Source organism: Caballeronia sp. Sq4a, from assembly GCF_023170545.1.
Taxonomy (GTDB): domain Bacteria; phylum Pseudomonadota; class Gammaproteobacteria; order Burkholderiales; family Burkholderiaceae; genus Caballeronia.
In genome coordinates this window covers 516,900-530,343 of record NZ_CP084252.1, presented here as the reverse complement: position 1 = coordinate 530,343, position 13,444 = coordinate 516,900, and the positions used below count along the sequence as shown (strand labels likewise).

General features: G+C 61.9%; 13 protein-coding genes. 6 read left to right on the top strand and 7 right to left on the bottom strand.

Annotated features, from left to right (window positions below; all coding sequences use genetic code 11):
• Positions 1 to 14: 14 nt before the first annotated feature.
• From LDZ24_RS22025 to LDZ24_RS21995, 7 genes are all read right to left on the bottom strand, one after another.
• On the bottom strand, positions 15 to 1,496 hold the full coding sequence (locus LDZ24_RS22025) for a M81 family metallopeptidase (RefSeq protein WP_248324199.1): 1,482 nt from the start codon (positions 1,494 to 1,496) through the stop codon (positions 15 to 17).
• Positions 1,493 to 2,755: a Zn-dependent hydrolase gene (locus LDZ24_RS22020; protein ID WP_248324198.1), complete on the bottom strand. Its 1,263-nt coding sequence runs from the start codon at positions 2,753 to 2,755 to the stop codon at positions 1,493 to 1,495. Before LDZ24_RS22020 ends, LDZ24_RS22025 begins: the two co-directional genes overlap by 4 nt.
• 48 nt (positions 2,756 to 2,803) lie before the next feature.
• Entirely contained in the window at positions 2,804 to 3,502 is a 699-nt protein-coding gene (locus LDZ24_RS22015; RefSeq protein ID WP_248324197.1) for an ABC transporter ATP-binding protein, read from the bottom strand.
• Entirely contained in the window at positions 3,499 to 4,266 is a 768-nt protein-coding gene (locus LDZ24_RS22010; RefSeq protein ID WP_175943212.1) for an ABC transporter ATP-binding protein, read from the bottom strand. The genes LDZ24_RS22015 and LDZ24_RS22010 overlap by 4 nt, the downstream gene beginning before the upstream one ends.
• Positions 4,263 to 5,285 (bottom strand): branched-chain amino acid ABC transporter permease, encoded by a 1,023-nt coding sequence (locus LDZ24_RS22005; protein WP_248324196.1) that lies wholly within the window; start codon positions 5,283 to 5,285, stop codon positions 4,263 to 4,265. The genes LDZ24_RS22010 and LDZ24_RS22005 overlap by 4 nt, the downstream gene beginning before the upstream one ends.
• Positions 5,282 to 6,142, bottom strand: coding sequence for a branched-chain amino acid ABC transporter permease (locus tag LDZ24_RS22000; RefSeq protein ID WP_248324195.1), 861 nt, complete (start codon positions 6,140 to 6,142; stop codon positions 5,282 to 5,284). Before LDZ24_RS22000 ends, LDZ24_RS22005 begins: the two co-directional genes overlap by 4 nt.
• Positions 6,143 to 6,218: 76 nt before the next feature.
• Positions 6,219 to 7,427 (bottom strand): ABC transporter substrate-binding protein, encoded by a 1,209-nt coding sequence (locus LDZ24_RS21995; protein ID WP_248324194.1) that lies wholly within the window; start codon positions 7,425 to 7,427, stop codon positions 6,219 to 6,221.
• A 213-nt stretch (positions 7,428 to 7,640) separates the two neighbouring features.
• Between LDZ24_RS21995 and LDZ24_RS21990 the strand changes: the two genes are divergently transcribed.
• From LDZ24_RS21990 to LDZ24_RS21965, 6 genes are all read left to right on the top strand, one after another.
• The gene (locus LDZ24_RS21990) at positions 7,641 to 8,477 is read left to right on the top strand and encodes a FadR/GntR family transcriptional regulator (protein WP_248324193.1); all 837 of its coding nucleotides are present in this window, start codon (positions 7,641 to 7,643) and stop codon (positions 8,475 to 8,477) included.
• A gap of 297 nt (positions 8,478 to 8,774) precedes the next feature.
• A complete protein-coding gene (locus LDZ24_RS21985; protein WP_206470334.1) occupies positions 8,775 to 10,007 on the top strand; it encodes an urea ABC transporter substrate-binding protein in 1,233 nt (410 codons plus the stop codon).
• A gap of 65 nt (positions 10,008 to 10,072) precedes the next feature.
• Complete coding sequence (locus LDZ24_RS21980) at positions 10,073 to 10,942, top strand: branched-chain amino acid ABC transporter permease (protein WP_175943200.1); 870 nt, start codon at positions 10,073 to 10,075, stop codon at positions 10,940 to 10,942.
• Positions 10,943 to 10,951: 9 nt separating this feature from the next.
• A complete protein-coding gene (locus tag LDZ24_RS21975; protein ID WP_248324192.1) occupies positions 10,952 to 12,031 on the top strand; it encodes an ABC transporter permease in 1,080 nt (359 codons plus the stop codon).
• A complete protein-coding gene (locus tag LDZ24_RS21970) occupies positions 12,028 to 12,738 on the top strand; it encodes an ABC transporter ATP-binding protein (protein ID WP_248324191.1) in 711 nt (236 codons plus the stop codon). Before LDZ24_RS21975 ends, LDZ24_RS21970 begins: the two co-directional genes overlap by 4 nt.
• On the top strand, positions 12,735 to 13,442 hold the full coding sequence (locus LDZ24_RS21965) for an ABC transporter ATP-binding protein (protein ID WP_248324190.1): 708 nt from the start codon (positions 12,735 to 12,737) through the stop codon (positions 13,440 to 13,442). Before LDZ24_RS21970 ends, LDZ24_RS21965 begins: the two co-directional genes overlap by 4 nt.
• Positions 13,443 to 13,444 lie beyond the last annotated feature (2 nt).

The following is a 13,444-nucleotide window of genomic DNA, read 5'->3' as shown; positions in this document are numbered from 1 at the left end:
CCGGCGGCCTTCGATCAATAGTGCGCGTTCGTATCGATCGGATAGACAGGCCGCTTCAGGTTACTGAACGCGAACAACCCGTAGTCCGAACTCGTCACGCCGCGGCTATCGCATTCGACGAGTCCGCCCGCAATGGGGACGAATACCGGCCTGCAATACATCCGCGATTTCAGAATCAGGAAGCGGGCGCCGCGTGGATCGATACCGACGCTTTCGAACACGCCCAGATCCCACGGCTCATGCGTGCGCTCGGTGACGAGGATGCGTGCCGCCCGCGTTTCGATGACGGCCGCGCGCCCCATGTATGCACGCTGTCCCGTGTAGGTCGGGCCGCTGATGATGTACTCGCCGTTGCTCAACGCACGCACGATGCCGGTCACTTCGAGCGGCGGCTTGCCACGCGACGCGACACTCGCGAGCTTGTTGCCGATGCGAACGGTGACCGTCGCGCCAACGCCCGCTTCGAAAAGGTGCGCAACGCTTTCCGGATCACACAACGGTCCGACGACGATGCCTTCTAGTCCCTGGCGCAACGCTTCTTCGAACACATCGGTCGTATCGCAGGTACCGCCCGACATGCAGTTATCGCCGTGATCGAGCAGAAGCACAGGCCCGTGCGCTTCGCGCGCAAGCGCCGCGCCCTCCGACACGGACTCTGCAAGCGGCGCGCTGCGATAGACGAAGTCCTCGCGCGCGTCCCATATCTGCCTGGCGATACGATTCGCCACCTCTTGCGCCTTCGCTCGCTCGCCGTTCGCGACCACCACGACGCTGATGCATGGCGCAGCGATATCCGCGAGCGAGAAGCCCGATAACACCGACACGGACAGCACGCCGTCTTCACGTTCGGCCGCGCGCGCGGCATCGACGGCGCGCTTCATCGCGCCATCGGCGGTCGCGCTCTTGAGCGTATGCGTGAGCAACGGCGGCTGCGCCCATGCAATAACCGGCTTCGCCCTGCCATGCACGAGATCGAGCAACGAGCGCGCTGCATGCTCGCCGCTTTCATACATATCGACGTGCGGATAGGTCTTGAAGCTCACGATCACATCCGCGTTGTCGATCATCTTCTGCGTGACGTTCGCGTGCAGATCGAGCGATACCGCAATCGGTGCATGCGGTAACGCGCGGCGCACGCGTTCCAGGAGATCGCCTTCACCGTCCGGCGAATTTTCGGCAACCATCGCGCCATGCAGATCGAGCATGACCGCATCGCAACCCGGAGCCGCCTCGATGATCGACTGACATATCGCGTCATACGCCTCGGCTGCCACGCGCCCGCTGGGATTCGCTGATGCCGATATCGGCGTGACGATCTGGGCATGTTCACGTTGTGCCGCATCGATGAATGCCGACATCGCTGTCCGCATGCCCGCGTTCTCTTTATAGGCATCCTCGCCATAGCAGGGACCGTCGCGACCGAAGGCCTCGAGCGGCGTCGCGACCGGCGAAAACGTGTTGGTCTCGTGATTCATCCGTGCGATGAGAATCTTCATGCGCATGCTCCTTCGACAGACGCGTTCGCCGCGCGCAACATTACTTGCAGCAGCACGTTGCACCCGGCTTCGAGATGATCGGCGCGCGCATCCTCGATTTCGTTATGACTGATGCCGTCCTTGCATGGCACGAAGATCATGGCGGCAGGGGCCACGCGCGCGAGATACACGGCGTCATGGCCCGCGCCGCTCACGATGTCCATCGACGTCAGACCGAGGGCATCGGCGCTCTCGCGCACCGATGCCACCAGCGATGCATCGAACGGTTGCGGCGCGAAGTAGACAACCTCGTCTATCGTCACCGGCAGGCTCGCCTGTGAGCATGCGTCACGCAGTGCGCGGTCCATTGCGAGAAGCGTCGCGTCGTCGGCGGCGCGCAGATCGACGGTCAGCTTCACGCGGCCCGGAATGACGTTGCGCGAGTTCGGATGCACGTCCACCCAGCCGACGGTGCCGCGCGCATGCGGTGCATGGTCCAGCGCAATGCGATTGACCGCGCGAATCACGTCGGCCGCGACGAGCAGGGCATCACGGCGTAGCTCCATCGGCGTCGGGCCAGCATGCGCTTCCATGCCGTCGATCGTCACGTCGTACCAGCGTTGACCGAGCGCTCCCTGCACGACGCCGATCACCTTGTCGTTCGCTTCGAGCACCGGACCCTGCTCGATATGCGCTTCGAAATACGCGCCCACGTCGTGCGCCGCGACGCGCTCGCCCACATAGCCGATGGCAGCGAGGGCATCGCGCACGGACACGCCTGCGCGGTCGACCTGTTCGAGTGCATGGTCGAGCGTGAACGCGCCCGCAAAGACGCCCGAACCCATCATCACAGGGACGAAGCGCGAGCCTTCCTCGTTGGTCCATACCGCGACTTCGATCGGCGCGGCCGTGCGCACGTTGTTGTCGTTGAGCGTACGCAGCACTTCCAGTCCGGCCAGCACGCCATAGTTGCCGTCGAACTTTCCGCCGGTCGGCTGCGTATCGATATGGCTGCCCGTCACGACAGGCGGGAGATCGTCGCGTGTGCCCGCACGGCGCGCGAAGATATTGCCGATTGCATCGACGCGCACCGTACAGCCGATTTCCTTCGCCCACGCAACGAAAAGATCGCGGCCCTGCTTGTCGAGCTCGGTCAAGGCGAGCCGGCACACGCCGCCCTTTTGCGTCGCGCCGATGCGGGCGAGCACCATCAGACTGTCCCAGAGACGCGCACCGTCGACGCGCAAAGCGGCGCGTGCCGGCATATCGTGAGCTTGCATTCGAGGTTCCTTCGCTTGAGTGTTGCGAGTGTGTTCCGAGCGCGACGTTCAGACGACGCCGACACCGAGGTAACGATCCTTGACCGATTCATCGGCGATGAACGCATCGTTCGTCCCTTCGTACACGATGCGTCCCTGCTCGATGATGTAATGCCGGTCCGCCAGTTGCGTGCACACTTCGAGGTTCTGTTCGACGAGCAGGATCGCCACGCCCGCCTGGCGGATCAACTTGAGTTGCGCGACGATCTCTTCGACGATCACAGGCGCGAGGCCTTCCACCGGTTCGTCGAGCATCAGCAAACGGGGATGATTCATCAGCGCGCGGCCGATCGCGAGCATCTGCTGCTCGCCGCCGGAAAGCTGTCCGCCGCCGTTCGTGCGGCGCTCTCTCAGGCGCGGAAAGATACGATAGATGTCAGCGAGTTGCCATGGCGAATCCTTGCGCGCGCCGAGCCGCAGATTCTCTTCGACCGACAACAGCTTGAAGATGCCGCGATGTTCCGGCACGAAGCACACGCCGCGCGCCGCGATCTTGTGAGGCGGCAGTTTCGCGAGATCGGCGCCCTTGAATCTCACGCTGCCTTGCGGAGTCACGACGCCCGCAATGCTCTTGAGCGTCGTCGACTTGCCCGCGCCATTGCGTCCGAGCAGCGTGACGGTCTCCCCTTCGCGGATAGCAAGCGAGACGCCCTGAAGAATATGGCTCTTGCCGTAATACCCGTGAATGTTATCGACATCGAGCATCATGCGCGGCCTCCGGTGATCATGTTGCCGAGATAGGCGCTGCGCACGCGATCGTCGCCGCGTATGTCGGCGGGCTTGCCTTCGACGAGGACGCGGCCCTGTTGCATCACCGTGATCGTGTCGGAGATATCCATCACGATATCCATGTTGTGTTCGATCAGTACGACCGTGTAGTCGTCGCGCAGGCTGCGGATCAACTGCTTCATGTCGCCGAGATCGTCGATGCCCATGCCCGACGTCGGCTCGTCGAGAAAGATCGCCTTGGGCCGTGCCGCGAGCGCCATGCCGACTTCGAGCCGACGCTGCTGACCGTGCGACAGCGCGCTGGCCTGCGTCGCTGCGAAGCGTTGCAATGCCAGGCGTTCGAGAATGCCATCGACGGTATCGCGGTGTTCGAGCGCGCCACGCGGCGGCGTCCATGCATTGAGCGCGCGTTTGGCGTCCACGCCTTGCGCGGCGAGGCGCAAGTTCTCGCGCACCGAAAGATTCGCGAACAGGCTCGTCACCTGAAACGAACGAGCGATGCCGCGTTTCACCCGGCGATGATCGGGCTCATGCGTCACGTCATGGCCATCGAATACGATATTGCCCGCCGTGATCGGCAGCGTGCCGGTCAGCACATGAAAGAGCGTCGTCTTGCCTGCGCCGTTCGGCCCGATCACCGAATGCACCGTGTTCCTGGCGATGCGCAGATTCACATCGGTGAGCGCCGCGAACTTGCCATAGCGTTTCGCGACGCCCTTCGCTTCGAGTATCGACGCACTCATGCCGGCTCTCCTCGATCCCGCTTCATCGCGCGAAATATGCGTTCACCCAGGCCCCACAAGCCGCGCTGCATGAAGAGGCTCACCGCGATCAGGACGAGCCCGAGCAGCAGCAGCCAGCGCGGCCAGAGCGTCGAAAGCCAGTCGGCGAAAAGCACATAAAACGCAGCGCCGAGCACGGATGAGAAGAGATTGCTCGTGCCGCCGATCACCGTCATCACGAGAATCATCTCGCTCGTGTGGTAGTCGATGTTGGAGAGCGGCGCGATGCCCGTCATCATCGCGTGAAGCGCGCCGGCCAGTCCCGTGACGGCGCCCGACACGACGAACGCTGCGAGCTTGAAGCGCCTGATGTCATAGCCGACTGCCGCGGCGCGCGCTTCGTTGTCGCGGATCGCGAGCAGCGTGCGGCCGAAAATCGAATGCGATACGCGCAGCATCAGCCAGAACGCGATGAGGAACAGGACGGCGACGAACGCGTAGTACTTCCACGGCGACGCTATGGAGACGAGCGGCTGCCCGAGGAGCGATAACGCAGGACGCGGGATGTCGAGCAGGCCGTTATCGCCACCGGTGAGTTCAGGTGTCGTATAAGCGAGAAAGTAGAACATCTGCCCGAATGCGAGCGTGAGCATCACGAAGTACGCGCCGCGCTGACGTATCGAGAACCATCCGACGACGGCGGCGGCAAGCGCGCCCGTGACGATCGCACCGAACAACGCGGCCGGAACCTGAAGTCCCGCCTTCGAAAGGATCAGGCCCGCGCTATAACTTCCCAGCCCGAAGAAAATGCCCTGCCCGAAGGACAGCAAGCCCGTATGTCCGAGCAAAAGATTGCAGCCGAGCGCGGCGAGCGCATAGACCAGCACTTCGGTTGCGAGCGATCCCGAGCGCATCGTCATCGGCAGAATGCAAACGACGATCGCCGCGAGCAACAAGAACCGATACCGATGCAGCGAGTCCCTGAAGGATCGCCGCGGTACGCTCACGTCGAGCGTATTCGAATTCAGCTTGGAATTCATGCGGTCCTCCCGAGCAGGCCATTCGGACGCAGCAACAACACGGCCGCCATCGCGACATAGATCATGAGACGCGCGCCTTCGGGCCATAGCGTGCTCATCACGCTTTGCACGATGCCGACCAGCAAGCCACCGACGAGCGCGCCGAGAAAGTTTCCCATGCCGCCGACGACAACGACGACGAACGCGACGCCGAGCGCCTCGATGCCCATGAACGGATCGACCCCGCGTATCGGCGCCGCGAGCACGCCTGCGAGCGCCGCCGTGCCCGCGCCGAGCGCGAACACGAGACTGAAGATGCGTGTCACATTGAGGCCGAGGAGGGACACCATCTCGCTCGACTCGCTTCCCGCGCGCACTGCGCTACCGAGCCGCGTGCCTTCGAGCACCCACCAGAGGATACCCGCGAGCACGGCCGTGAAGGCGATCACGAAGAGACGATACTTCGGGTAAATGAAGCTGCCCCACATCACGACGCCATTGAGCATATCGGGCACGGCGACGTTATCGCCGAGCGGCCCCCACATGAGGATCGCGCATTCCTGTATCACGAGTGCGAGCCCGACCGTCGCGAGAATATGAAACTCGTGCTGCTGCGCATACACATGCCGCAGCACCACTTTTTCGACGATCCACGCGAGCGCTCCGACGACCACCGGCACGACGACGAGCGCGGTCCAGAAGTTCATCGACCACTGCATCGCCTGATAACAGAAATACGCGCCCAGCAGATAGAACGCGCCGTGCGCGAAGTTCACGAAGCGCAGCAGCCCGAACACGATCGACAAGCCGACCGCGAGCAGAAAGTACAGCATGCCTACGCCGATGCCGTTCACGACCTGCAACAAATAAACGTTCATGGTCTTGCGTCAGAAGAGTGACGGCGCGAATGCGGGCGATGCCTGCACTCGCATGAGCACAACGCGATTCACGACCTCAGGCGAGCTTGCATTGCGTCTTGTCGAGCGGCAGGAAAGACTGGCCGGAACTCACGATGTCCGCGTAGTCGTCCTTGTCCTTCATCTTGCTCTTGGCCTTGCCCTTCAGCAGGTAGTAGTTCTTGAGCACTTGATGGTCGCCCGCGCGAATCTCTTCGGGACCGGTCAGGCCCGCGTACTTCATGCCTTCCAGCGCGGCGACGACTTTCTTCGGATCGGCCGTGCCGGCCTTGACGATGCCGTCGAGCAGAATCTTCGTGCAGATGTACGAGCCCGCGAGGCTGTAGTTGGGATTGGACTTGTAGGTTGCATTCACGCGCTTGACCAGTTCGTGATTGAGCGGCGTGTCGATCGCATGCCAGTACTGCGCGCCGAAATAGACGCCTTCGCAGATATCGGGGCCGAGTGCTTCGAACTGTTCTAGACCGGATGCCCACGCCATGAGGATCGTGCAATTGTTCTTCATGCCGAAGCTCACGGCCTGCCGCAACGTATCCGACGATTGCGAACCGAAGTTCAGAATGAGCAGCACATCCGGTTTGGCCGCGACCGCATTCGTCAGATAACCACTGAATTCTTTCTCGTTGAGCGAGTGATAACTGTTGCCTACATGCTCGATGCCCTTCTCCTTGAAGATCGCCTTTGCGGCCGACAACAGGCCGTCGCCGAATACGTATTGCGGCGTGATGGTGTACCAGCGCTTCGCCTTGGGCATGGTTTGGATCAGCGGGCGAACCGTCTGTTCGATCGCGCCGAAAGTCGGCACCGACCAGCGGAACGTCGCGCTGTTGCAGTCCTTGCCGGTGAGTTCGTCCGCGCCCGCGGTCGTGATGAAGATGCCATCGGCTTTCTCGGCTTCCTTGCCCATTGCGAGCGCTTCGGAAGAAAGAATGCCGCCCGCGAAGTAGCGCGCGTTCTTTTGCTGCGCGATTTCCTGCACGCGCCGCACGGCCGTTGCGGGTTTTCCCTCGGTGTCGAGCGTCGCATAGGCAAGCGGCTGACCGAGCACCTTCCCGTATTGATCGATGGCGAGCTTCATGCCGAGATCGGCGTACTTGCCGTTGGCCGCGAACGGGCCGGACATCGGCACGGGGCAAGCGAACTGAATGGGCGAGCCTTGCGCAAATGCGCTTCTTGCGACGAGCGCTTCCAACGATCCCGGAATGGCCGACAGCGCGGCCAGCTTCAACATGTTTCGGCGATTCAAGATTGACGCTCCCTGAGAAGATGACCCGCGCAGCCGCCCCGCGTTTTGTCGTGATACGTTGAAAGCCTCGGCTCGTTCATCCCATTTATCATGATAAATAGAATGAACCCGATGCTAGGAACAATAAATTCGCGTGTCAATACGGCAAAATTCCGGTTTGCGGAGCCACCGTGCGCCCGCGTATGAGTCGTCAGAAAGAAAGGGAGCATCGACATGGTGATGGAGCGTGCCAAACGCACCGGCGCGGCAATCGAGATCGCGCAGCAGACGATCAAGCAGCCGAAGCGCGCTGATCTTGTCGCTGAGGAGATCAAGCGGCTGATCACGGAGAAGGACCTGAAGCCCGGCGACAAGCTGCCGCGTGAGGTGGAATTGCAGCAACTCTTTTCCGTGAGCAAGAGCACGATCCGCGAGGCGCTCAAATCGCTGGAGGTGCAAGGTCTCATCAAGGTGACGACCGGACCATCGGGCGGCGGCACCATCGTCGAAGTGCCGCTGGATCGCACCTTGCAACTCTTGCAGAACTATCTGTTCTTCAAGGACGTGACCATCGACGATATCTACACGGTGCGTCAACTGCTCGAACCTGAACTGGCGGCGGGCGCCGTACCGCATCTGACCGACGAGGACTTCGATGCGCTGGAAGCCAGCATCGCGTGTTGCGATGAACCGGCATCGGCGCATATGGGTCGCGACATCGTGAGACAACGACAGGAAGACGTGAACTTTCACGATATTCTTGCTGCCGCGAATCCGAATCCGTTCTTGCGCTTCGCGTGCGAACTCATCAACGAGATGATCCGGCAACTCATCGAGTTCAGAAACGATACGCCGCAAGCAGAACACGAGAAGTTCGGCCGCGCGAATGTGAAGATCCACAAGGCGATAACTCAGGCTGCGCGCGCCCGCGATGCGGACAAGGTGCGCGAGCTGATGGTGATTCACATGACAGAAGCACCGCGCTATGTGAAGCGTATGAAGGGTAAGTTGCGCGGGCGGCTCATTCTCGATTCGGAGATCCGCAAACGCGTCAATTCGCGCGGCGCATGATTCATGCACGACCGTGCGGATCGTGATCTATTCCGACCAGTCGCAATCGACAGGCGACGACGCGGGCTCCTGTCATCGAATGAGAGATCGCAACGCGTTTCGTGGTCCTCCTATTTTTGACCGCCGTTGACAAGCAAAAATTCTACGCATTAGACTTGCCCCATCCCTCGCGGCCTGACAAAGATGTCCGCCCGAGGACCCGGCACAGAAGCCCCCTGACGAACCGACGGTTCGTCAGGGGGCTTTTTTTTGTTCGCATTTTTCCCTTGTATCTGCGCCCACTTCTGGAGAATCCGCATGTTGCTGAAGCCGTCGGGCTGGTTGCGTCTCGCCCTTACCGCAGGACTTGCACTGACATCGCTCGCATCGAGTGCCGCCGATCCCGTGAAGATCGGCCTGCTGGAAGATGCCTCGGGAAACTTCGCACTGGCGACGATTCCGAAGATTCACGCCACGCAGCTCGCTGTCGATGAAATCAACGCCAAGGGCGGCATCCTCGGACGTCCGGTTTCATTGATCGCCTACGACACTCAGTCAGACAACACCAAGTTCCAGGAACTCGCACGGCGTCTCGTGCAGACCGACAAGCCGGATGTGATTTTCGGCGCCTTCTCCAGCGCATCGCGCGAGGCCATACGACCCATCATGGATCGCGCGCATCAGCTCTACTGGTACGACAATCAGTACGAAGGCGGCGTGTGCGATACCAACACGTTCGTCACGGGCGCGGTCCCCGAACAGCAATTCTCCACACTGATTCCGTGGATGATGCAGAAGTACGGCAAGAAGGTGTACACCATCGCAGCCGACTACAACTTCGGGCAGATTTCCGCCGAATGGGTGCGCAACATCGTCAAGGAGAACGGCGGCACGATGGTCGGCGAAGAGTTTATTCCGCTGTCCGTATCGCAGTTCGGCCAGACGATCCAGAACATTCAGAAGGCCAAGCCCGACTTCGTCGTGACCTTGCTGGTCGGCGCGAATCAGGCTTCGTACTACGAGCAGCAGGCTTCGGCCCATCTGAATCTGCCGATGGCGAGTTCGGTGAACGTCGGTCAGGCGTATGAACACAAGCGCTTCAAACCGCCCGCGCTCAAGGACATGTACGTGACCGCGAACTACGTGGAAGAAGTCGATTCGCCCGCCAGCAACGACTTCAAGAAGCGCTTCCACGCGAAGTTCCCGAACGAGCCGTACATCAATCAGGAAGCGGCGAACGCGTACGACGCCATCTATCTGTATAAGGCGGCCGTCGAAAAGGCCAAGACGACGAATCAGGATGCGGTGCGCAAGGCGCTCGAAACCGGAATCTGCACGGAAGGCGCGCAAGGCAAGGTCTGTATCGACCCGAAGAGCCATCACGCGAGTCATACCATTTACCTCGTGCATGTGAAGGACGATCACTCGGTCGACATCCCGAAGGTGTGGAACGACGTCCAGCCGTACTGGCTCGGCAAGGTGGGCTGCGATCTGCCCAACAAGCCGGATCATCGCCAGTACACGCCGTCTAACCTGCCCAAGAAGTCCTGATCCGGGCCGGCGCGCGCTCGCGGAACATAGCGAACGCGCGTTTGCCTTCTGAACGTGGAGCATGCATGGCCACCTTTTCGGTTCTCTACTCGCTTATCTATCAGTTCGGCGACAGCTTCGCCTATCTGGTGCTCGCGGCGCTCGGTCTCGCGGTGATCTTCGGCATGATGGGCGTGATCAATCTCGCGCACGGAGAGTTCATCATGTGCGGCGCGTACGTGACGATCATCGCGGCCAAGCGCGGGTTGCCGCTTCCTCTCGCCATGCTGCTCGGCGCGCTCGCGGCGGCGCTCGCGGGCGTCGTAATCGAACGGCTCGTCATTCGTCATCTGTACGACCGCTTGTTCGATTCCGTTGTCGCGACGTGGGCCATCAGCCTCATCGTGCAACAGACCATGCTGCTCGTCGCCGGTCCTTCGATAGAAGGCATCGGCACGCCGTTCGGGTCGTTCTCGCTCGGCGACTATTCGTTTTCGACGTATCGCGCGCTGTTGCCGGGCATTGCGCTCGCCATCCTGTTCGGGCTGTATGTGCTGTTCTTCAAGACGAACTACGGCGTCTGCGCCCGCGCCACGATTCAGAACGCCAACATCGCGCAATGTCTCGGGCTGCGCACGGACCGGCTCTACACGCTGACTTTCGCGCTCGGCGCGGGGCTCGCCGGGCTGACCGGCGCGCTGTATGCGCCGACCATGACCGCGGTGCCGACAATGGGCAGCAACTTCATCGTGCAGGCCTTCGTGTCGGTGGTGGTCGGCGGCGCGAACGTGATTGCCGGGACGACGCCCGCTGCCGCCGTGCTCGCCGTGATCCAGACCGCGCTCACGGCCTCGTATGGTCAGTTGTTCGGACAGATCGGCTTGCTGGTGACGGTCATCGTGGTGATCCGGCTGATGCCGCAAGGTCTCGGCAATCTCTTTTCCCGCGCGCGCTAGGAGGCAACCGTGAAGCAAACGAAAGAGCCTTCGCGGCTGTCCCCGGCCCGCGCCGCGCGCGCGGTCCAGTACGTGCCGTGGCTGGTGGGGCTCGCGCTGCCGCTCGTCGTGGACGCCACCACGAGCGGCAATCTCGCATACTGCCTGTTGTGGGCCTTTGGCGCGGTCGGCCTCGCCGCGATGTGGGGCTATGGCGGCATCCTGTCCTTCGGGCAGACGGCCTTCTTCGGATTGGCGGGCTACAGCTACGGCATCTTCACGCTGAACTACGGCGATGCGTGGTTCGATTCGTGGCTGGGACTCGCCGCGGGACTGGCGGTGAGCGTCGTCGTGGCGGCGCTGATCGGCTACATGATCTTTTATGGCCGTATCAAGGGCGTGTTCATCGGTATCGTCACCTTGTCGGTGACGCTCGTGCTCGAAACGTTCATGTCGCAGACGGCAGGTCCGCAATGGGCGATCGGCGAAGCGCGTCTGAACGGCTACAACGGCATGGGCGGCATGCCGCCGCTCACGATCCCGTGGCCAGGCGGTCCGCTGACGCTGGAAAACGCGAGCTTCTACTACCTCGTGCTGATCCTGTTGATCGTGGTCTATGCCGGGATGCGCAAGCTGCTCGACGGCACGTTCGGGCTCACGCTCATCGCCATTCGCGAGAATCCGCAGCGTGCCGAGATGCTGGGCGTCGACATCCGCCGGCATCAACTTCTGGTCTTCGTGCTCGGGTGCACGCTTGGGGGCTTGTCGGGCGCGCTGTACACGATCTGGGGCTCGTACATCACGCCTTCGACCATGGGCCTCACCTCCGCGGCCATGCCCGTCATCTGGGTGGCGACGTCGGGCAGGAAGAGCATCGGCGGAACCGTTCTCGGCACCGCGTTGCTGGTGTGGCTCTCACAGAACCTCGCGGTGTACGGCAGCCAGTACGCGCTCATTCTGCTCGGCGCGATTCTTTTGATTGTCGTGCTGGCGGCGCCGGAAGGTCTGCTGCCGTTCGTGACACGGCATTTGCGGCGTCTTCGGCGCCGCGCGGATCAGGATGCGCGTCTGGGCGGCGCATGTCTCAAACGGGGGGAGGGCAAGTCATGACCAAGCTCTTGGAAACGCGCGGACTTAAGAAGCACTTCGGCGGCGCGCATGTCATCAACGGCATCGACTTCAGTATCGATGCAGGCGAGATCCGCTGCGTGATCGGCCCCAACGGCGCGGGCAAGAGCACGTTCTTCAAGCTCATCACCGGCGAGCACCGGCCGTCCGAGGGCAGCGTGATGTTTCTCGGCCAGGACATGAGTCATGTGCTGCCGCACGAGCGCATTCGCATGGGCATGAGCATCAAGTTCCAGATTCCCGGCGTGTTCCCGGATCTGAGCGTGCGCCAGCATCTGCAGTTGTCGCTGCATCGCGCAAAGGACGACCGGCCCGAAAGCCTCGATGAGCTGTTGCAGCGCTTCATGCTGGAAGACGAGGAGCATGTGCTCGCTCGCAATCTGTCGCACGGAAAGAAGCAATGGCTCGAAATCGCCATGGCGGTGTCGCTGCGTCCGAAGCTGCTCTTTCTCGATGAACCGGTGGCGGGCATGTCCGTCGAGGAAACGCATGCGACCGGCGAGCTCATCAAGCGTCTCTCGGCGGCCGGCCTCACGATGATGGTCGTCGAACACGACATGACCTTCGTCAAGCAGATCGCGTCGCGCGTGACGGTGCTCCACGGAGGAAGCCTGCTCGCCGATGGTCCGCTCGACGAGATTCTCGCCCGCGACGATGTCGCCGAAGTCTATCTGGGGAAGAAGAAATGAGTGCGTTGCTCCAGGTGTCGGGTGTAGAAGCGGGATACGGCGGCGGCCGCGTGTTGAACGGCGTGTCGTTCGGCGTCGGACGGGGCGAAGTGCTGGCGCTGATCGGCCGCAACGGTGTCGGCAAGACGACGCTGATGCGCGCGTTGATCGGTCTGATCGGTCTCGATGGGGGAACGATCGCACTGGATGGCGAAGCCATCGGCCACGAGAAGCCCTATGTCCGCGCGCAGCGGGGCATGGGCTACGTGCCGCAAGGCCGCGAGATCTTCGGCGCGTTGACCGTTGCGGAGAACCTGCAGGTCGGCGCGCAGGCCAATCGCGCGCAGGCGGCGCGAATGAAGGACACGGTCGTCGGCTACTTTCCGATTCTGAAGAAGCGGTATCAGCAGAAAGCGGGAACCATGAGCGGCGGCGAACAGCAGCAGCTTGCGATCGCGCGTGCGCTGATCAGTTCGCCAAAGGTGGTATTGCTCGATGAGCCGTCCGAGGGCATCCAGCCGTCCATTGTCGATCTGATCGGCGAAACGCTTCAGCAAATCGCGCATGAAACAGGGATCGGCGTCGTGCTGGTCGAGCAGGACATGGGAATGGTCGAACGCATCGCGACGCGCTGCTGCGTGATGGACAAGGGCCGTATCGTCGAGACGCTGAGCCCGGCGCAACTCGCGGACGAACAACTGATTCGCCAGTATCTGGCACTGTGACG

What these genes read in the sequence shown, in the direction of transcription:
- LDZ24_RS22025 (WP_248324199.1), bottom strand. Translation starts at nt 1,496, where the DNA reads ATGAAGATTCTCATCGCACGGATGAATCACGAGACCAACACGTTTTCG.
- LDZ24_RS22020 (WP_248324198.1), bottom strand. Translation starts at nt 2,755, where the DNA reads ATGCAAGCTCACGATATGCCGGCACGCGCCGCTTTGCGCGTCGACGGT.
- LDZ24_RS22015 (WP_248324197.1), bottom strand. Translation starts at nt 3,502, where the DNA reads ATGATGCTCGATGTCGATAACATTCACGGGTATTACGGCAAGAGCCAT.
- LDZ24_RS22010 (WP_175943212.1), bottom strand. Translation starts at nt 4,266, where the DNA reads ATGAGTGCGTCGATACTCGAAGCGAAGGGCGTCGCGAAACGCTATGGC.
- LDZ24_RS22005 (WP_248324196.1), bottom strand. Translation starts at nt 5,285, where the DNA reads ATGAATTCCAAGCTGAATTCGAATACGCTCGACGTGAGCGTACCGCGG.
- LDZ24_RS22000 (WP_248324195.1), bottom strand. Translation starts at nt 6,142, where the DNA reads ATGAACGTTTATTTGTTGCAGGTCGTGAACGGCATCGGCGTAGGCATG.
- LDZ24_RS21990 (WP_248324193.1), top strand. Translation starts at nt 7,641, where the DNA reads ATGGTGATGGAGCGTGCCAAACGCACCGGCGCGGCAATCGAGATCGCG.
- LDZ24_RS21985 (WP_206470334.1), top strand. Translation starts at nt 8,775, where the DNA reads ATGTTGCTGAAGCCGTCGGGCTGGTTGCGTCTCGCCCTTACCGCAGGA.
- LDZ24_RS21980 (WP_175943200.1), top strand. Translation starts at nt 10,073, where the DNA reads ATGGCCACCTTTTCGGTTCTCTACTCGCTTATCTATCAGTTCGGCGAC.
- LDZ24_RS21970 (WP_248324191.1), top strand. Translation starts at nt 12,028, where the DNA reads ATGACCAAGCTCTTGGAAACGCGCGGACTTAAGAAGCACTTCGGCGGC.
- LDZ24_RS21965 (WP_248324190.1), top strand. Translation starts at nt 12,735, where the DNA reads ATGAGTGCGTTGCTCCAGGTGTCGGGTGTAGAAGCGGGATACGGCGGC.